The organism is Cupriavidus sp. CuC1, from assembly GCF_044627735.1.
Classification (GTDB): domain Bacteria; phylum Pseudomonadota; class Gammaproteobacteria; order Burkholderiales; family Burkholderiaceae; genus Cupriavidus; species Cupriavidus ulmosensis.
In genome coordinates this window covers 1-18,402 of record NZ_JBIUHC010000020.1, presented here as the reverse complement: position 1 = coordinate 18,402, position 18,402 = coordinate 1, and the positions used below count along the sequence as shown (strand labels likewise).

General features: G+C 67.2%; 18 protein-coding genes and 2 pseudogenes. 14 read left to right on the top strand and 6 right to left on the bottom strand.

What is annotated here, in order from left to right:
• Positions 1-20 precede the first annotated feature (20 nt).
• The 3 genes from ACGLHR_RS11285 to ACGLHR_RS11275 form a co-directional block, all read right to left on the bottom strand.
• The gene (locus tag ACGLHR_RS11285; RefSeq protein WP_006162443.1) at positions 21-407 is read right to left on the bottom strand and encodes a methylglyoxal synthase; all 387 of its coding nucleotides are present in this window, start codon (positions 405-407) and stop codon (positions 21-23) included.
• Between the two features lie 118 nt (positions 408-525).
• Positions 526-1,314, bottom strand: coding sequence for an SDR family oxidoreductase (locus tag ACGLHR_RS11280; RefSeq protein WP_400093846.1), 789 nt, complete (start codon positions 1,312-1,314; stop codon positions 526-528).
• Position 1,315: 1 nt separating this feature from the next.
• On the bottom strand, positions 1,316-2,338 hold the full coding sequence (locus tag ACGLHR_RS11275) for a DMT family transporter (protein ID WP_400093845.1): 1,023 nt from the start codon (positions 2,336-2,338) through the stop codon (positions 1,316-1,318).
• Positions 2,339-2,637: 299 nt separating this feature from the next.
• On the opposite strand from ACGLHR_RS11275, the gene ACGLHR_RS11270 reads away from it, so the two are divergent.
• The 4 genes from ACGLHR_RS11270 (at position 2,638) to ACGLHR_RS11255 (ending at position 5,978) form a co-directional block, all read left to right on the top strand.
• Complete coding sequence (locus ACGLHR_RS11270) at positions 2,638-3,792, top strand: acyltransferase family protein (protein WP_400093843.1); 1,155 nt, start codon at positions 2,638-2,640, stop codon at positions 3,790-3,792.
• A gap of 213 nt (positions 3,793-4,005) precedes the next feature.
• Positions 4,006-4,965: a Bug family tripartite tricarboxylate transporter substrate binding protein gene (locus tag ACGLHR_RS11265; protein WP_400093934.1), complete on the top strand. Its 960-nt coding sequence runs from the start codon at positions 4,006-4,008 to the stop codon at positions 4,963-4,965.
• 114 nt (positions 4,966-5,079) lie between these two features.
• Entirely contained in the window at positions 5,080-5,730 is a 651-nt protein-coding gene (gene upp, locus ACGLHR_RS11260) for a uracil phosphoribosyltransferase (RefSeq protein ID WP_400093842.1), read from the top strand.
• A 137-nt stretch (positions 5,731-5,867) separates the two neighbouring features.
• Positions 5,868-5,978 (top strand): DUF3149 domain-containing protein, encoded by a 111-nt coding sequence (locus ACGLHR_RS11255; RefSeq protein WP_400093840.1) that lies wholly within the window; start codon positions 5,868-5,870, stop codon positions 5,976-5,978.
• A gap of 49 nt (positions 5,979-6,027) precedes the next feature.
• Here ACGLHR_RS11255 and ACGLHR_RS11250 read toward each other — a convergent pair whose 3' ends face one another.
• A complete protein-coding gene (locus tag ACGLHR_RS11250) occupies positions 6,028-7,575 on the bottom strand; it encodes a helicase HerA-like C-terminal domain-containing protein (RefSeq protein ID WP_400093839.1) in 1,548 nt (515 codons plus the stop codon).
• Positions 7,576-7,833: 258 nt separating this feature from the next.
• Between ACGLHR_RS11250 and ACGLHR_RS11245 the strand changes: the two genes are divergently transcribed.
• From ACGLHR_RS11245 to ACGLHR_RS11200, 10 genes and pseudogenes are all read left to right on the top strand, one after another.
• The gene (locus ACGLHR_RS11245) at positions 7,834-8,559 is read left to right on the top strand and encodes a YebC/PmpR family DNA-binding transcriptional regulator (RefSeq protein WP_267605899.1); all 726 of its coding nucleotides are present in this window, start codon (positions 7,834-7,836) and stop codon (positions 8,557-8,559) included.
• Between the two features lie 105 nt (positions 8,560-8,664).
• Complete coding sequence (gene purD, locus ACGLHR_RS11240; RefSeq protein ID WP_400093837.1) at positions 8,665-9,933, top strand: phosphoribosylamine--glycine ligase; 1,269 nt, start codon at positions 8,665-8,667, stop codon at positions 9,931-9,933.
• Positions 9,934-10,153: 220 nt separating this feature from the next.
• The gene (gene hemF / locus ACGLHR_RS11235) at positions 10,154-11,065 is read left to right on the top strand and encodes an oxygen-dependent coproporphyrinogen oxidase (protein ID WP_400093836.1); all 912 of its coding nucleotides are present in this window, start codon (positions 10,154-10,156) and stop codon (positions 11,063-11,065) included.
• A 10-nt stretch (positions 11,066-11,075) separates the two neighbouring features.
• The gene (locus ACGLHR_RS11230) at positions 11,076-11,846 is read left to right on the top strand and encodes a nicotinate-nucleotide adenylyltransferase (RefSeq protein WP_400093834.1); all 771 of its coding nucleotides are present in this window, start codon (positions 11,076-11,078) and stop codon (positions 11,844-11,846) included.
• Between the two features lie 15 nt (positions 11,847-11,861).
• Positions 11,862-12,620 (top strand): ribosome silencing factor, encoded by a 759-nt coding sequence (rsfS, locus tag ACGLHR_RS11225; RefSeq protein WP_400093832.1) that lies wholly within the window; start codon positions 11,862-11,864, stop codon positions 12,618-12,620.
• A gap of 23 nt (positions 12,621-12,643) precedes the next feature.
• Positions 12,644-13,114, top strand: coding sequence for a 23S rRNA (pseudouridine(1915)-N(3))-methyltransferase RlmH (gene rlmH / locus ACGLHR_RS11220; RefSeq protein WP_043344552.1), 471 nt, complete (start codon positions 12,644-12,646; stop codon positions 13,112-13,114).
• Positions 13,115-13,199: 85 nt separating this feature from the next.
• Positions 13,200-13,841: a Maf family protein gene (locus ACGLHR_RS11215; RefSeq protein ID WP_400093830.1), complete on the top strand. Its 642-nt coding sequence runs from the start codon at positions 13,200-13,202 to the stop codon at positions 13,839-13,841.
• Positions 13,842-13,973: 132 nt separating this feature from the next.
• On the top strand, positions 13,974-15,440 hold the full coding sequence (gene rng, locus ACGLHR_RS11210; protein WP_318233373.1) for a ribonuclease G: 1,467 nt from the start codon (positions 13,974-13,976) through the stop codon (positions 15,438-15,440).
• Between the two features lie 264 nt (positions 15,441-15,704).
• Positions 15,705-15,920: pseudogene (locus ACGLHR_RS11205) on the top strand (sterol desaturase family protein); the annotation flags it as partial.
• A 118-nt stretch (positions 15,921-16,038) separates the two neighbouring features.
• Entirely contained in the window at positions 16,039-16,548 is a 510-nt protein-coding gene (locus tag ACGLHR_RS11200) for a hypothetical protein (RefSeq protein ID WP_400093828.1), read from the top strand.
• Positions 16,549-16,578: 30 nt separating this feature from the next.
• Here ACGLHR_RS11200 and ACGLHR_RS11195 read toward each other — a convergent pair whose 3' ends face one another.
• Together ACGLHR_RS11195 and ACGLHR_RS11190 are read right to left on the bottom strand one after the other, a co-directional pair.
• Positions 16,579-17,508 carry a cation:proton antiporter gene (locus ACGLHR_RS11195; RefSeq protein WP_400093826.1) on the bottom strand — a complete coding sequence of 310 codons (930 nt, stop codon included), beginning with the start codon at positions 17,506-17,508 and terminating at the stop codon, positions 16,579-16,581.
• A gap of 360 nt (positions 17,509-17,868) precedes the next feature.
• A pseudogene (locus ACGLHR_RS11190) lies at positions 17,869-18,264 on the bottom strand (peroxidase-related enzyme); the annotation flags it as partial.
• Between the last annotated feature and the right edge of the window lie 138 nt (positions 18,265-18,402).

Below are 18,402 nucleotides of genomic sequence, written 5' to 3'. Positions count from 1 at the left end.
AGTACGCCGGCTGAAGCGGCTTACTCCGGATACAGCCGCCGCAGCTCCGCGATCAGCAGATCCGCGGTGGCCACATTGGTGGCGCAGGGCACGTTGTGCACGTCGCAGGCGCGCACCAGGGCATTGATATCGGGTTCGTGCGGTTGCGGCGTCATCGGGTCGCGCAGGAAAATCACCACGCCCACGCGGCCTTCGGCCAGCTGCGCGCCAATCTGCAGGTCGCCGCCCCACGGGCCGGAGAGCATGCGCGTCACCGTCAGGCCGATTTCGTCGCTCAGCCGGCCGCCCGTGGTGCCGGTGGCGAGCAGTTCACAGCGCGACAGGAAATCGCGATGGCGGCCCGCAAAGGCCACGATGTCGTCTTTCTTGTGGTCGTGCGCAATCAGCGCAATACGAGGGGGAGTCATCGGCATCATCCTGGCCAATCAGAGAAAGGCCGGGCCGGCATGGCCCGGCGGGAAAACGCCCGCGGCGCGGCACGGCTGCCAGGCCGCCCGCGCGCCGCGGATTGGGTGCGGCAGTCGTTCAGAACGTGCCGGGGTAGGCGCCGCCGTCGAGCAGCACGTTCTGCCCGGTCATGTACGCGGCGTGGCGGCTGCACAGGAACGCGCAGGTGGCGCCGAACTCGGCCGGCTCGCCAAAGCGGCGGCTCGGGTTCTGCGCGGCGCGGCGCTTCGAGACTTCCTCGATCGACAGGCCGGCCTGCCTGGCGCCGCCTTCCATGGTCTTGTAGAGTCGGTCGGTATTGAACGGGCCGGGCAGCAGGTTGTTCACCGTCACGCCGTGCTGCGCCACTTCGCGCGCCAGGCCGGCGACAAAGCCGGTCAGGCCCGAGCGCGCGCCGTTGGACAGGCCGAGCACATCGATCGGGGCCTTCACGGCGCCGCTGGTGATGTTGACGATGCGGCCCCATTTGCGCGCGATCATGCCGTCCACGGTGGCCTTGATCAACTCGATCGGGGTCAGCATGTTGGCGTCGATCGCCGCGATCCAGGCGTCGCGGTCCCAGTCGCGGAAATTGCCCGGGGGCGGGCCGCCCGCGTTGTTGATGAGGATGTCCAGGTCGCCCAGCTTGGCGACGGCTTCCAGCGCCAGCTTTCGCCCTGCCGGGGTGGTGATGTCGGTGGCGACCGCCATCACGCGCCGGCCGTGGCGCGCGCGCAGGTCCGCCGCCGCCTTTTCCAGCGCCTCGGCGCCGCGCGCCACGATCACCACATCCACGCCTTCGGCAGCCAGCGCGTCGGCGCAGGCAAAACCGAGGCCCTTGCTGGCGCCACACACCAGCGCATGCTTGCCGCGCAATCCTAGATCCATCTCATCGACTCCTTGTGTCATCGAGGCGGCCACCCGCCTGCTTGTTGTCCTGCGCATCCATCGCGCTGCCGCCGCGCCCTGCTGCCCTGGCAGTGCCTTTGCCGCTGCGCGCCGACAGCAAATATATCCCGCCCATGACCAGCGCGCTGCCGGCGAGCTGCACGCCGGTGATCGGCTCGCCCAGCAACCAGAAGCCCAGGAACAGGGTCGAGACCGGTCCGAGCATACCCGCCAGCGATGCCATCGGCGCGCCGATGCGCGCCACCGCCACCATCGTCAGCGACACCGGCAGCACCGTGCAAAACACCGAATTGGCAAGCGAAAGCCACATCACGGGCGCAGGCTGCAGCAACTCCGCCAGCGGGCGGCGCAGCACCAGATATTGCACCACGCAGCAGGCGGTGGAAACGCACATCGCATAGGCTACCAGCCGCAACGAACCGATGCGCTGCACCAATTCGTCGGACGCGATCAGGTAGACGCCGTAGGTCAGTGCGCTGCCGAGCACCAGCGCGGCGCCGAGCCACACCTGGCCGCCGCTCACGTCGAGATCATGCGCGAAAACCAGCACGATGCCTATATAGGCCAGCGCCAGGGACAGCCACTGCCGCATGCTGATGCGCCGCTTGAACAGCACGGCGCTGGCCAGCAGCACGAAGGACGGCGTCAGGAACAGGATCAGCCGCTCGAGCCCGGCCGTGATGTATTGCAGGCCGAGGAAGTCGAGGAAGCTGGACAGGTAGTAACCGATGATGCCGAGGAACACGATGCGGCCGCGATCGGCCCAGGACAGCGCCGGCAGGCGCCGCGACTGCCACCAGCCGATCGCCATGAACAGCGGCACGGCAAACAGCATGCGCAGGCTGATGACCATGACCGCATCGACCTGGTAGCGGTACATCAGCTTGGCGACGATCGCCTTGCCGGAAAAGAGGATGGCGCCGACGGCAGCCACGGCCAGGCCGGCGCGCTGCGATGCCGGCTCGGTGGCAGGCAAGGAGCGGGAAAGTTGGGATGCAGACAAGGGAGAAGCCGGATAGTGGGGCCCCGCGCCGCTGGACGCGGGCGGCCCGCCAGGGACGCGAGCCATTGTATTCGAAAAGAGGCAATTGCATCCGATGCGCATTGTGCTGCGTACAGGTGTTGGGCGACGTGCCCCAACCTTCCCTTTGAAGGAACCATCATGCAACGCGGCTTTCGCTATGTGGGATGGCGCACCTTCACGCCGTGGCCGCCCGGCTAAGCTCTGCCCAGTAGAGTCGCGCGCTGCGGGCCGCCGTGTGCCGCCCGCAGCCCTGGCGAGCCGGAACCGGGAGACTGGTCGTGGATGGCACGGACCGAAGCAGACAATACGATGTGCTGGACCTGATCCGGGCGCTGGCCGCGGGCCTGGTCTGCCTTGGTCATATCCGGGCGCTGGTCATCGTCGACTATGGCGCGAGCGGCCCGCATGGCGGTGCGGCCGGCGTAGCGCTGCAGCTGTTCTACGCGCTTTGCAGCGTCGGCCACGAATGCGTGATCGTGTTCTTCCTGCTCTCGGGCTACCTGGTGGGCGGCACCGTGCGCCGCAAGATGACGCGTGGCGACTGGTCCTGGCGCAGCTACCTGGCCGACCGCATGACACGGCTATGGATCGTATTGCTGCCCGCGCTGCTGCTCGGCCTGTTCTGGGACAGCGCAGGGATCCACCTGGCGTGGGGACCGTTCTACCAGGGCACCGAGGGCAACGCGGTCCAGCAGATCGGTATCTCGCAGAACCTCGGCGCCGGGGGATTTGTTTGCAACGCAGCCTTCCTGCAGACCCTTGCCTGCCAGACCTACGGCTCCAACGGGCCGCTGTGGAGCTTGGCCAACGAGTTCTGGTACTACCTCTGGTTCCCTGCGCTATACGGCGCCTGGCACCTGCGCCGCACGCCGCAGGTGTTGCTGTGCGTATTGGCGGCGCTGGTCACGATGGGGTTGTTCCACGGCCTGGTCGAAGGCTTTTTGTACTGGCTGCTGGGCGTGCTGGCGCAAGCCCTGGAGCCGCGGCTGGCGAAGGTGGCGGCGATCGCTCGGCGCAGGTGGCTGGTGCTGCCGGCGTTGCTGGTTTTCCTCGCCGCCATTGCGCTCGCCAAGCATCGGCCATACGCCGACGCCGCTGTCGCGCTGGGCTTCTTCGTGCTGCTGCTGACCGTGTTGTCGACGCGCATCCGTATCGGCCCCGCTGGCTTGTCGCGCCTGGCTACGGTGGCGTCCGGGTTCTCATACTCGCTCTATCTCACGCATTTCCCGCTGGCCCTGTTCATCGCCGCGGCCCTGGTCAAGGTCCGCCAGCCCGTCGGCGCCGGCAGCCTTGGCCTGGTGGCGCTGATCCTGGTGGGCTGCTATGCCTATGCCTTCGCCGTGTACTGGGTATTCGAGCGCAATACGCGGCGCGTGCGCGACCTGCTTGGCCGCCCGGCGCTGCCGGCGGCGGAGCGCGGGCAGAATATCTAGCGCGAGCCGCCACGCTCTTGCCTCGCTTGCCAGCCTGCCCTGAGGGCAACCCTGGCAGCCATCCTGAAACTGCCGTAAGCTCGCCGGTCGGCGCGTCACACGCGCGCCGCATAAGAAAAACCAGGAGCATTCATGACGGCAGCACCCCTCGCTACGCTTTCCTCGCGCATTCACGTTCCAGTCGACAAGCAAACCGCCGCCCGCCCGCTGATGATGGCCGCCGCCGCGGTTGCCGCGCTCGCATGCGGCTGGCTGCCATCGGTCGCCAACGCGGCCGAATACCCCGTCAAGCCGATCCGCTTCATCGTGCCTTACGCCGCGGGCGGCACCACCGACCTGGTGGCGCGCACAGTCGGCCAGAAGGTGGCGGAGAAACTCGGCCAGCCCGTGGTGGTGGAGAATCGCCCCGGTGCGGGCGGCAATATCGGCATGGAAGCGGTCGCCAAGGCCGCGCCGGACGGCTACACCATCGGCTTCGGCGCCATCTCGACCAATGCGCTGAACCCGCATATCTACAAGCACGTGCCGTTCGACCCGCGCAAGGATTTCACCGCGGTCAGCCTGCTCGGCACCTCGACCATCGTGCTGGAAGTCAACAACAGCCTGCCGGTGAAGAACGTGGCCGAACTGGTCAGCTACGCCAAGGCCCATCCCGGCCTGACCTACGCCACCGCGGGCACCGGCACGTCCATGCACCTGGCGGGCGCGATGTTCTCGCAGATGACGCAAACGGGCCTGACCCATGTGCCATACAAGGGCAGCAGCCCGGCCATCAACGACATGCTCGGCGGCCACGTGCAGGTGATGTTCGACAATCTGCCCGCCTCGCTGCCGCACATCCAGGGCGGCAAGCTGCGCGCGCTGGCCGTGGCCGGCAAGAGCCGCTCGCCGGCGCTGCCGAATGTGCCAACGCTGGCCGAGGCCGGCCTGGCGGGCTACGCCGTCGAGCCGTGGTTCGGCGTGTACGGCCCGGCCGGGCTGCCCGCGCCGGTGGTGCAAGCGCTCAATGCCGCCTTCGTCGAGGCGCTGGGCAACGTGGACGTGAAGGACAAACTGGTGCAAGCGGGCTTCAACCCCAAGGGCTCGAGCGCGGCGGACCTGCAGTCGCTGACGCTGTCCGAGTACGAGAAATTCGGCAAGGTCGCCAAGAGCGCCAGCATCTCGGTGGATTGAGCGCACGCGGGGCTGCGCGCTTGCGGCGGGAGGATCGCCGGGGGCGGGCAGCACCGCATCCATTACAATCCGGCTGCAACGGGCCCTCGCGCCCACTCCAGCCGCCTACCCGCCATGAAGCAAGATCCCCGTTTTCCCAAGCTGTACATCCTCGATCACCCGCTGATCCAGCACAAGCTCTCCCATATGCGCGACAAGGACACCTCCACGCGCACGTTCCGCGAGCTGCTGCGGGAGATCACACTGCTGATGGGCTATGAAATCACGCGCGACCTGCCGCTGACCACGCGCCGCATCGAAACGCCGCTGGTGGAGCTGGACGCGCCGGTGATCGCCGGCAAGAAACTCACCATCGTGCCGGTGCTGCGCGCCGGCGTGGGCATGAGCGACGGCCTGGTCGAGCTGATTCCCTCGGCCCGCATCGGCCATATCGGCGTCTACCGCGACGAGCAGCACCGCCCGGTGGAATACCTGGTGCGCCTGCCCGACGTGGAAGACCGCAGCTTTATCCTGTGCGACCCGATGGTCGCCACCGGCTACTCCGCCGCGCATGCGGTGGATGTGCTCAAGCGCCGCGGCGTCAAGGACGATGCGATTACGTTCGTGGCGCTGGTAGCAGCGCCGGAAGGCGTCGAAGTGTTCCAGAAGGCACACCCCGGCGTGAAACTGTTTGTCGCCTCGCTGGACAGCCACCTGGACGAGCACGCCTACATCATCCCGGGCCTGGGCGACGCGGGCGACCGGCTGTTCGGCACCAAGAACTGAGTGTTCCCTGCCTGTCCGGGCCTTCGTCTGCGCCCGGCTTGACCGGCCTCAATCCCGCCGGCCGCGGCTCTCCCTAGACTATCGGTATCGGCAGAGGCACACCGTCCGGTGTGCCTCGCCTGACCTGGGAGACCCACATGGCAGCCTTGAAGATCCTGTTTTCGACCCCCACCGGGCTGATGAGCCTGGCCGTCATTGCCTTCATCATCGGCATGGGCTGGTTCTTCATCCGGCTGTTCCTGCGCTAGATGCGGGAAGACGAGGCAGCGGCGCGACGTCGCTGAGCCCTCCCCCCGCCTACTTCTTCTTGCCCGAGCCTAGCAAGCTGCCCAGCACGCCGCGAATCAGCTCGCGCCCGACCTGCGAGCCCACCGTGCGCGCAGCCGACTTGGCCATCGACTCCAGGATGGAGTCGCCACGCCCGGTCTTGCCGGTGCCCTTGGTCAACCCGCCGAAGATCTCGCCCGCCTGGTCCAGCCAGCCGCCGCCCTGCGCGGGCTCCGGCTGGCCTGCCGTGGGCACGGGCGCGGGTGCGCCGCTGCCGGCAGCGGTGGGAGAAGACGCAGGAGCGGCGGCACGGCCCTTGAGCTTCTCGTAAGCCGACGCGCGATCGATGGTCTGCTCATAGGTACCCGCCACCAGCGAGCTGGCCAGCAACTGCTTGCGCTCGTCGTCGGTGATCGGGCCGATCCGGCTGCCGGGCGCCAGCACCCAGGCGCGCTCGGTGATGCCGGGGATGCCTTTGGCGTCGAGCAGCGACACCAGCGCCTCGCCCACGCCGAGCTCCCCGATCGCCTTCTCCAGATCCAGCCCCGGCTTGGCCCGCATGGTGGTGGCCGCCACCTTGACGGCCTTCTGGTCGCGTGGCGTGAAGGCGCGCAGCGCATGCTGCACCCGGTTGCCGAGCTGGCCCAGCACGGTATCGGGGATGTCGACGGGATTCTGCGTGACGAAATACACGCCAACGCCCTTGGAGCGGATCAGCCGCACCACCTGCTCGATCTTGTCGAGCAGGGCCTTGGGCGCGTCGTTGAACAGCAGGTGCGCCTCGTCGAAAAAGAACACCAGCTTGGGCTTGTCGAGATCGCCCGCCTCGGGCAGTTTCTCGAACAGCTCCGACAGCAGCCAGAGCAGGAAGGTGGCGTAGAGCTTGGGCGAATTCAGCAGCTTGTCGGCAGCCAGGATGTTCACCACGCCCTGCCCGTTCTCGGTCTGGATGAAGTCATCCAGGTTGAGCATGGGCTCGCCGAAGAACACGTCGGCGCCTTGCGACTCCAGCGCCATCAGCCCGCGCTGGATAGCCCCGATCGAGGCCGCAGAGATATTGCCGTATTCGGTGGTGAACTGCCCGGCGTTGTCGCCCACGTACTGCAGCATGGCGCGCAGGTCCTTGGCGTCGAGCAGCAGCAGCCCACTGGCGTCGGCGATGCGGAAGACCAGGTTGAGCACACCCTGCTGGGTGTCGTTGAGCTCCAGCATGCGCGACAGCAGCAGCGGCCCCATATGTGAGACCGTGGCGCGCACGGGATGGCCCTTTTGCCCGAACACATCCCACAGCGTGGTGGGGCAGGCGCCCCACACCGGCTCGGGCAGGCCGAGCTCGGCCAGGCGCGCTTTGAGCTTGTCGGAGAGCTTGCCCGGCTGGGAAATGCCGGTCAGGTCACCTTTGACGTCGGCCATGAAGACCGGCACGCCCAACCGGGAGAAGCCCTGGGCCAAGCTTTGCAGGGTCACGGTCTTGCCGGTGCCGGTGGCGCCGGTGATCAGGCCGTGCCGGTTGCCCATCTCGGGCAGCAGGGCAAGTTCCAGCTCGGCGTTCTTGGCGATGATGATGGGTTCGGCCATGGTCTCTCTGGTTGGCAAGCCGCGCGGCGCATTCGCCGCGACCGTCCCCGCCTTTCCCGGCGGCTCCCGTGATCGGGAGGCCAGCGGCGGCGGGGCCGCGTGATAAAATGCTGGGCTGATTATAGCCAGCCCCCAGGCCGGCTCACAGACACATAAACCACCCGGCGCGCCGCCAGCGAGCATCCGTTGCCCGCCCGGCACAGCCGGCGCGCAACGCCAAGGCACGCGCGTCAAACATTTTCCGCTGCGGAGAGAATCATGGCCGGTCACTCAAAATGGGCCAATATCAAACACAAGAAGGCCGCGGCTGACTCCAAGCGCGGCAAGGTCTGGACCCGCCTGATCAAGGAAATCACCGTCGCCGCGAAGCTCGGCGGCGCTGATCCCGACTCCAACCCGCGCCTGCGCCTGTCCATGGACAAGGCGATGGATGCGAACATGCCCAAGGACAACATCCAGCGCGCCATCCAGCGCGGCGTGGGTGGCCTGGAAGGCGCCAACTACGAAGAAATCCGCTACGAGGGCTACGGCCTGGCCGGCGCGGCGATCATCGTCGACTGCCTGACCGACAACCGTACCCGTACCGTGGCTGAAGTGCGTCATGCCTTCTCCAAGAACGGCGGCAACATGGGCGCGGAAGGCTCGGTGGCGTTCATGTTCACCCATTGCGGCCAGTTCCTGTTTGCCCCCGGAACGGCCGAGGACAAGCTGATGGAAGCGGCGCTGGAAGCCGGCGCCGACGACGTGGTCACCAACGACGACGGCTCGATCGAAGTGCTGTGCCCGCCCAACGATTTCGGCGCGGTCAAGGCCGCGCTGGAAGCCGCGGGCTTCAAGGCCGAGATGGCCGACGTCACGATGAAGCCGCAGAACGAAGTCAGCTTCACCGGCGACGACGCCGTCAAGATGCAAAAGCTGCTCGACGCCCTGGAAAACCTGGACGACGTGCAGGAAGTCTTCACCAACGCGGTGATCGAGGAGTAAGGCGGGGATCGGGTAAGACCTCGCCTCACGGCGGCAGCGCGGCTCGATAAGCCATTGCTGCCGCTTTTCGCATTTCGCATGCGTCATTTTTTCTGGCAGTAGATCATGAAAGTATTGGTTGTCGGCTCGGGTGGTCGTGAACACGCGATGGCCTGGAAATTGGCCCAGTCGCCCAAGGTGCAGGTGGTGTACGTGGCGCCGGGCAACGGCGGCACCGCGCTCGACAAGCGGCTGCAGAATGTTCCCCTGACCGATCCGGCAGTGCTCGCCGCCTTTGCCGAGCGCGAAGGCGTGAGCTTCACGGTGGTCGGCCCCGAGGCGCCGCTGGCGGCCGGCATCGTAGATATCTTCCGTGCCAAGGGCCTGCGGATCTTCGGCCCGACGCAAGCGGCGGCCCAGCTGGAATCCTCCAAGGATTTCGCCAAGGCTTTCATGCAGCGCCACGGCATCCCGACCGCCGCCTACCAGACCTTCAACGACGCCGCCGCGGCCCACGCGTATATCGACGCGCAGGGCGCGCCGATCGTGATCAAGGCCGACGGCCTGGCCGCCGGCAAGGGCGTGGTGGTTGCCGCCACGCTGGAAGAAGCGCACGCCGCGGTCGACATGATGCTGGCCGACAACCGCCTCGGCGACGCCGGCGCGCGCGTGGTGATCGAGGAATTCCTCGAGGGCGAGGAAGCCAGCTTCATCGTGCTGGTGGACGGCAAGAACGTCCTGGCACTCGCGACCAGCCAGGACCACAAGCGCCTGCTCGATCACGACGCCGGTCCCAATACCGGCGGCATGGGCGCGTACTCGCCGGCCCCGGTGGTCACGCCCGCGCTGCATGCACGCGCGCTGCGCGAGATCATCATGCCGACCGTGCGCGGCATGGAAAAGGACGGCATCACCTACACCGGCTTCCTGTATGCCGGCCTGATGATCGACAGCGAAAGCAACCTGAAGACGCTGGAATTCAACTGCCGCATGGGCGACCCGGAAACCCAGCCGATCCTGGCGCGCCTGAAGACCGACCTGGTCGATGTGATGGAGCACGCCGTCAACGGTAAGCTCGACGAGATCGAACTGGACTGGGACCGCCGCACCGCGCTGGGCGTGGTGATGGCCGCCTTTGGCTATCCCGATGCCCCGCGCAAGGGCGACACCATTACCGGCATCCCGGCCGAGACCGACGACAGCGTGACCTTCCACGCCGGCACCACGCTCAAGGATGGTGTGCTGCTGACCACGGGCGGCCGCGTGCTGTGCGTGGTCGGGCTGGCCGATACCGTCAAGGCGGCGCAGCGCGCGGCTTATGGCGCGGCCGAGAAGATCCACTTCGATGGCATGCAATACCGTACCGACATCGGCTACCGCGCCATCAAACGGTAAAGGGCGAATAGATCTACTGCGCGGCCCATGGCGAGCCCTGCGGTGCTCGCCATGGGCCGCTCGCTACGATTTCTTCGCCCCTTTCGACACGCCGGAACAGAATTCCCCGAATCCGGCCAAGCGTTGCCTCAGCCAGTACAATCATGACATCGCTATGACGGCCGGGCAGGTTGACTGACCTGCCCGGCCGTCACCGCTCCGGCCCACCCGCCCGCATACCATGATCGATTCCCAGGCAGTCCGTGCCTATCTGCTCGGTCTGCAAGACCGTATCACCGACGCTGTCGCCGCCATCGACGGCAAGGCGTTTTCGACCGATGCCTGGGAGAAGCCGCCCACCGAGCGCCTGCGCGGCAGTGGCCGCACCCGTATCCTGGAAGGCGGCGCCGTGATGGAGCGTGCCGGCGTGGGCTTCTCGAATGTGCGGGGCGATGCCCTGCCGCCGTCGGCCACCGCCAACCGGCCTGAGCTGGCCGGCCGCGGCTTCGAGGCGATGGGCGTCTCGCTGGTGTTCCACCCGCGCAACCCCTTTGTCCCGACCGTGCATATGAACGTGCGCTGCCTGCTGGCGGTGAAGGAAGGCGCCGAACCGGTCTGGTGGTTCGGCGGCGGCATGGACCTGACGCCGTATTACGGCAACGCTGGCGATTGCACGCACTTCCACGCCACCTGCCGCGACGCCCTCGCCCCCTATGGCGATGACCTCTATCCGCGTTTCAAGCAATGGTGCGACGAGTATTTCTTCCTCAAGCACCGCGGCGAAGCGCGCGGCATTGGCGGCATTTTCTTCGATGACTTCTCCGCGCTCGGCTTCGAGCGCAGCTTTGCCATGATGCAGTCGGTCGGCGACGCCTTCCTCGACGCCTACCTGCCGATCCTGCAGGCGCGCAAGGACATGCCTTATGGCGAGCGCGAGCGGGAGTTCCAGGCCTACCGGCGCGGCCGCTATGTGGAGTTCAACCTGGTGTTCGACCGCGGCACGCACTTCGGGCTGCAATCGGGCGGACGCAGCGAGTCGATCCTGATGTCGATGCCGCCGCTGGCCAGCTGGCGCTACGACTGGCAGCCCGAGCCGGGCAGCGCGGAGGCCGCGCTGTACACGGACTTCCTGCCAGTGCGCGAGTGGGCCTGACGGCAACCCCATGGCACACCACATCGCACGATCGCTCACCGCCAACGCGGCAGACGCAGCAGGCTCGACCAAGAGCAACCGCCCCTACCGCCTCGGCATTCTCGGCGGCACCTTCGATCCGCCCCACATCGGCCACGTTGCACTCGCCCGCCTGTGCATCGAACATCTCGAGCTCGACGAGCTGGTCTGGATTCCGACCGGCCAGTCGTGGCAAAAAGGCGACGACGTCACCCCTGCCGCCGATCGCCTCGCCATGACCGAGCTGGCCGCGCAGGCGTTGTCCGACACCCGCGCGCTGGTCCATGCCAGCCGTATGGAAGTCGATCGCGCCGGCCCCAGCTACACCGTTGATACCGTGCATGAACTGCGCGAGCACTATGGCCCCAACGCCTCGCTGGCGTGGCTCATGGGCGCCGACCAGTTGCTGCGCCTGCACACCTGGCATGGCTGGCAGGAACTGTTCGCGCACGTCCACCTTTGCGTGGCGACACGGCCCGGTTTCGACCTCGGGGAACTGGACGGTCCGGTGCGCCAGGAGCTCGCAGAACGGCGTGCGTCCACCGACCTGATACAATCCATGCCCTCCGGCCGCATGTGGATCGACCAGACGCTAGCCGTCGACCTCTCCTCCACCGCCCTACGCCAACGCCTGGCTGCCGGACAACCGGCAGATGACCAGCTGCCGTCCGGCGTGGCACACTACATCGCGAGCCGCGGCCTGTATCGGCCGACGCAGTTGGATCTGCCCATCCCGGCCCGCCCCCAAACCGATCTCAGCTGAACTGAAAAAAGCACCATGGATATTCGCAAACTGCAACGCGCCATCGTCGACGGCCTCGAAGATGTCAAAGCGCAGGACATCAAGGTGTACGACACCACCCACCTGACCGAGCTGTTCGACCGGGTGGTGATCGCCAGCGGGAGCTCGAACCGCCAGACCAAGGCGCTGGCCGCCTCGGTCCGCGATACCGTCAAGGACGCCGGCGGCCATATCGTTGCGGTGGAAGGGCTGGAAACGGGCGAATGGGTGCTGGTCGACTGCGGCGACGCCGTCGTCCACATCATGCAGCCGCAGCTGCGCATGTATTACAACCTGGAAGAACTCTGGGGTGACAAGCCGGTACGCCTGAAGCTGTCCACGGCCAAGAAGGGCCTGGCCAAGGCCAGCGAGCCGATCGACGGCGAAGACGAAGACGAGGCACCGGTCGTGCGCACCGCGCGCCGCGCCACCGGCCTGCGCCCGGCACTGGCCCGCCTGCCCGAAGGCATGAAAGAGCCTTCGCCGCCGCTTGGCCACGAAGATACGGACCCGGACGCCATCGCCACCAACCGCGCCCCGACCGTGCAAAAACGCCTGACCAGCGCGCTGGGCTCGGCACCGGCACGCAAGGCACCGGCCAAGACGGGCGCACCGCGCAAGACCGCAGCCGGCACCGGCGTGGCACGCAAGACCGCCACCAAGACGGCTGCGACCAAGACTGCCACCAAGGCACCGGCCAAGACGGCGGCCGCGAAGGCTCCGGTCGCGCGCAAGCGCACCACCCGCTCGGCCTGAGCCGGACCGGCCCGCTTCCCGCCATGCAGTTGTTGATCGTGGCCGTTGGACACAAGATGCCCGGCTGGATCGAAACGGGATTCGCGGAGTACGCGAAGCGCATGCCGCCCGAGCTGCGCATCGAACTACGCGAGATCAAGCCCGAGACGCGCTCCTCGAGCAATAACGCCACCACCGTGATGCAACGCGAGGCGGCCCGCATCGAGGCGGCGCTGCCCAAGCAATGCCGCATCGTGGCGCTCGACGAGCGCGGGCGTGACCTCACCACGGTGCAGCTCGCCGCCCAGCTGGGCGACTGGCAGCGCGAAGGCGGCGACGTCGCCTTCCTGATCGGCGGCGCCGACGGCCTCGATCCCGCCCTGAAGGCCCGCGCGCAAACCCTGCTGCGCCTGTCCAGCCTGACCATGCCGCACGGCATGGTGCGCGTGCTGCTGGCAGAGCAGCTCTATCGCGCCTGGTCGGTCACCCAGAACCACCCCTACCACCGCGCCTGAAACCAAGCGCGCCTGGGTCACGCACCGGGCGAGGCCGCGGGTACAATGCGACCGAAGCGGCGCATGCGCTGCAGCCGCATTTGGCATGCCCTATCCCCGGATCCTTCCCGACTGCCCTGCCGTGACCCATACCTTCCTCTATCTCGCCTCCCAAAGCCCGCGCCGGCGCGAGCTGCTGACCCAGCTTGGCGTCGCCTACGAACTGCTGCTGGCCGACGGCGATGAAGACGCCGAGGCGCTGGAAATCGTATTGCCTGGCGAGAGCCCGGACGACTACGTGCAGCGCGTGTGCGCCCTCAAGGCCGAAGCCGCACTGCGCCGGCGCGAGCGGCGCGCCCTGCCCGACGCCCCCATCCTGACCTCGGACACCACCGTCTGCCTGGGCGGCGAGATCCTCGGCAAGCCCGCCGACGACGCCGATGCCGCCCGCATGCTTGCCGTCCTGTCCGGGCGCACCCACCGTGTGCTGAGCGCGGTAACCGTGGTCTCTGCGCTGGGCCAGCGCCATGCGCTGTCGGTTTCCGAGGTGAGCTTTCGCACCATGACCGCCAACGAGATCGCGGCCTACGTCGCCAGCGGCGAACCGGCCGGCAAGGCCGGCGCCTATGGCATACAGGGCCGCGCCGCCGAGTTCGTCGAGCGAATCGACGGCAGCTATTCGGGTATCATGGGTTTGCCCCTGTTCGAGACGGCTTCGCTGCTCAGACAGGCCCATCTGCGGTTCTGAGAACCCCGCCGCCGCCCATCCGTTCCCGCTTCAGGCTGCTGCCACCCTGGCCACGGCAGCGCCCACGGGAGGCATGGCAGCACAATGCGGACAACCACCTGGCCGGTCAGCCGGCGACGAGTTTCATCCACTATGACTGAAGACATCCTCGTCAACATCACACCGCAGGAAACACGCGTGGCCATCGTGCAGCAGGCCGCCGTGCAGGAACTCCACGTCGAGCGCACGCTGTCGCGCGGGCTCGTCGGCAATATCTACCTCGGCAAGGTCGTGCGCGTGCTGCCCGGCATGCAGTCCGCCTTCATCGATATCGGGCTGGAGCGCGCCGCCTTCCTCCACGTCGCCGACATCTGGCACCCGCGCGACCCGGACAAGAACGCCAATGCCGCGCCGCTGGCCATCGAGAAGACGCTCTACGAAGGCCAGGCCCTGATGGTCCAGGTCATCAAGGATCCCATCGGCACCAAGGGCGCGCGCCTGTCCACGCAGGTCAGCATTGCCGGGCGCACCCTGGTCTACCTGCCGCAGGACCCGCACATCGGCATCTCCCAGCGCATCGAGGGTGAGGTCGACCGCGAAGCCCTGCGCGCCCGCGTGCAGGGGCTGGTGCCGGCGGATGAGCGCGGCGGCTTCATCGTGCGCACCATCGCCGAGGAATCCAGCAACGAAGAGCTCGGCAACGACATCGCCTACCTGCGCAAGATCTGGGCCTCGATCCGCCAGAACGCCACCACGCTGCCCGCGCCCAGCCTGCTCTACCAGGACCTCAACCTGGCCCAGCGCGTGCTGCGCGACTTCGTCAACGACGCCACCAACGTGATCCAGGTGGATTCGCGCGAGAACTTCCAGAAGCTGGTCGAGTTCGCCCAGGAGTACACCCCCGCGGTGCTGCCGCGGCTGTCGCACTACACCGGCGAGCGCCCCGTCTTCGACCTCTTCAATATCGACGCCGAGATCGAGAAGGCGCTGTCGCGCCGGGTCGACCTGAAGTCCGGCGGCTACCTGATGATCGACCAGACGGAGGCCATGACCACCATCGACGTCAACACCGGTGGCTACGTCGGCGCGCGCAACTTCGACGACACGATCTTCAAGACCAACCTGGAAGCGGCGCACACCATCGCGCGCCAGCTGCGGCTGCGCAACCTGGGCGGCATCATCATCATCGACTTCATCGATATGGAGAACACCGAGCATCGCGACCAGGTGCTCTCGGAGCTCAAGCGCGCGCTGTCGCGCGACCGCACCCGCATCACCGTCAACAGCTTCTCTCAGCTCGGGCTGGTGGAGATGACCCGCAAGCGCACGCGTGAATCGCTGGCGCACGTGCTGTGCGAGCAGTGCCCCGTGTGCACGGGCAAGGGCCAGGTCAAGACGCCGCGCACGGTCTGCTACGACATCCTTCGCGAGATCATGCGCGAGTCGCGCCAGTTCAACCCGCGCGAGTTCCGCATCCTCGGCTCGCAGCACGTGATCGATTTGTTCCTGGAAGAAGAAAGCCAGCACCTGGCCATGCTCGGCGACTTCATCGGCAAGCCGATCTCGCTGCAGGTGGAATCGACGTTCCACCAGGAGCAGTACGACATCATCCTGATGTAATCGAGGACAGCATCAGGCGCCGCCCGCGGCCGCCTGATGCTGCGCAGCCCCCTCATTCAGGAGTCCCCGGAACAGGCGCGCCAGGTTGGGCGGCCCAGCGCTTCCATCACTTCCGGCTTGTTCGAAAAATACTGGTGGAGTGCCGATGCTGATGCCGGCCACCTCGGCGATCCGGCTGGCGCTCAAACCCTCCAGCCCCTCCTGCCCCTCCGTGTCCAGGAGACGGATGGTCGACTCAAATATGCGTTCCAGGTTCTCCAGGGACCGCGGCTCGGCTGGCTGGAATATGTCCTGAATACGCCGTCCGCGCACCGGGTCCATCACGCCGCCAACGTCGAATACCTGGATGCCAACTTCGGCGGCGTGCTGATCGTCTTCGACAGGCTCTTCGGACAGGGCCACACCACCGAAGCGCTTCGCCGTCAGGTCGCTCTCTTCGGCACCCTTGCCTCGGCGGGCGGCGGCGCTGCGCCGAAGTAGCAAGAGCGGTGCGCGTGCGCACGCTTTCCTCTCGCCTTCCTTGCCCTATCCGCTATAAATATGGAGACAGGTGCCGGCATTCAGATTGCCTCGCGGGCGCCGGGCGCAAGGAGTCACCATGAAGAACAAGCGCTTGCTGTTGTGGCCGTTAGCTGCCGTCTTGGCGGCATGCACGGTGACACTGCCTCCTCCCTCCCCGCCAGCTGCGCGCGTACCCGCGACACAAACTGCCCCCGCCCCCGTGGCGCGGGAACGCGCCACGCCCATTCCACCGCACGACATCGATATCGCCGCCGATTGCCAGCGTACGGAGGAAGACGGCTTTCGCGAGGATGCGCATATGCGGGTGGCCAGCAACGATGTGCGCAGCCTGAGCTGGAAGCTGTGGGTGGGCCGGCATGGCTCCTGCCATTTCGATCTCACGGAGTTCCGCCAGGTGCGCAAGACCCCGCATATCGAACTGCGGGCGATCGATGGCAGCGGCTGCACGCTGATGGTCTGGCAGGACCCGCGGCGCGTCACGCTGGCGCATGCGCATTGCGAGCAGCATTGCACCCCGGGCATCTATGAGCAGGCCTGGCCGGTGCTGTTCGACCCGCGCAGCGGCGCGTGCGCGCAGATCCGCTAGCGCTGCCCGGCTGGTGACGGCAAGCGCGGCTCAGCGCTCGCGCAGGCGCGCGGCCGCGCGTGTCAGTGGCTTGGCCAGCACGGTGGTGGCCAGCGCCATCAGCAGCAGGCCGGAGAAGGCCGTCATGCCGATCAGCCCTGCCTCTAACAAGATGCCCAGCACCACCACTTCCATCAGGCCCTTGGTCTGCACCAGCGCGCCCAGCATCCAGGCCTCGCGCCGCGGCAGGCCGGCCAGGCGCGCCGGCAATGCGGTCCCGACCACCTTGCTGGCCACCGCGACCACGGTGCACAGGCCGAACACCAGCAGGGTCTCCTCGCCACCCATGGCGATGTCGGTACGCAGCCCGGTCATCAGAAAGAAGAACGGCATCAGGACCACTACGGTGGCAGGCTCGAGCTGGCGCCGGAGCTCGCCGGCCGCATCGCGCGGCAGCACGACGCCCGCGAGGAAGCCGCCGAGGATGTAGTGCAGGCCGATCGATTCGGAGATCAGCGCCGAGCCGAAGATCAGCACCGCGACCAGCGCCAGGCGCGCATCAACGGCGGCCATCCGCGGCAGCATGCGCGCCAGCAGCGGACGTACCAGCCACAGCATCGCACCGACGTAGGCGAGTCCAAGCAGCGCCAGGCGCAGGAAGTCGTAGGACGACGAACGGCCTGCGCTGGCGAGGATGGCCGACAGCACCAGCCAGATGGCCGCATCGCTGAAGGCGGCGCAGCCGACCGCCAGCTGGCCGGGCACGGAGTCGGACAGCTTCATTTCACGCAGGATCGCCCCCAGCACCGGCAGTGCCGTTACCGCCATGGAAACGCCCACGGCGAAGGCGAATTGCCAGGCGGATGCCGCTTGCCCGACTGCACCCGGCGTAGCGTAGGCCAGCCAGGCCCCGGCTGCCGTGCCGAGCGCGAACGGCACCAGCACGTTGCCCAGCGCGGCCGCCATCGCAATGCGCCGCATCCCTTGCTGCTGCGCGCCGCCGATATGAAGCCGGAGAGGAAGGCAAACAGCACCACCGCCAGCCATTGCAGCCCGGAGAGCGCGGCTAGCTGCGCCGGCCCGAACAGGGCCTGCCAGCCTTGCGGCCACAACGCGCCAAGCAGGGACGGCCCGAGCAGGATGCCGCCCACGATCTGCATGGCCACCAGCGGCACGATGCTGCCGATGCGCAGCCCGCGCCACCGCAGGAACGGCGTGCCGACCACCAGGCAGGCCTGGGCAAAGAAGAGCGAGACGGGATTCAAGGCGACGGGCGGATCGAGAGAAGTGGAACAAGGAGGTGGGCGCGGCAGGCGCCCACCATGCGTGCATCCAGAGGCGCTACTTAGCCTTCGGCACGCGCCCCATCAGGTAGAACTCTTCGTTCGGCCGCATGCTGATGGTGTTCGCCATGCGATTGGAAAGGCTGAAGAAGGCGGTGATGGCAGCGATATCCCAGGCGTCCTCATGGCTGAACCCATGCTTGGCCAGCACCGCGAAATCGGCGTCGCCAACCTCGGCCGAGGCCTCGCAGACCTTGAGGGCAAAATCGAGCATCGCGCGCTGGCGCGGCGTGATGTCGGCCTTGCGGTAGTTGACCGCCACCTGGTCGGCCAGCGTCGGCTTCTTCTCGTAGATGCGCAGGATGGCGCCGTGCGCCACCACGCAGTAGAGGCACTGGTTGGCGCCCGAAGTGGCTACCACGATCATCTCGCGCTCACCCTTGGAGAGGCCGCCTGTAAGTTCTCAATAACCCGGGGCAGCCCCGCTGGGGCTTCTCGCGGCAGGACCATCTTTCCCAGAGGCTGGTCATGTTGGATCGAAGCGCTGCCGAACCAGCTTGTTCGATCCTATTCTCAAGCGACCATGTGACGA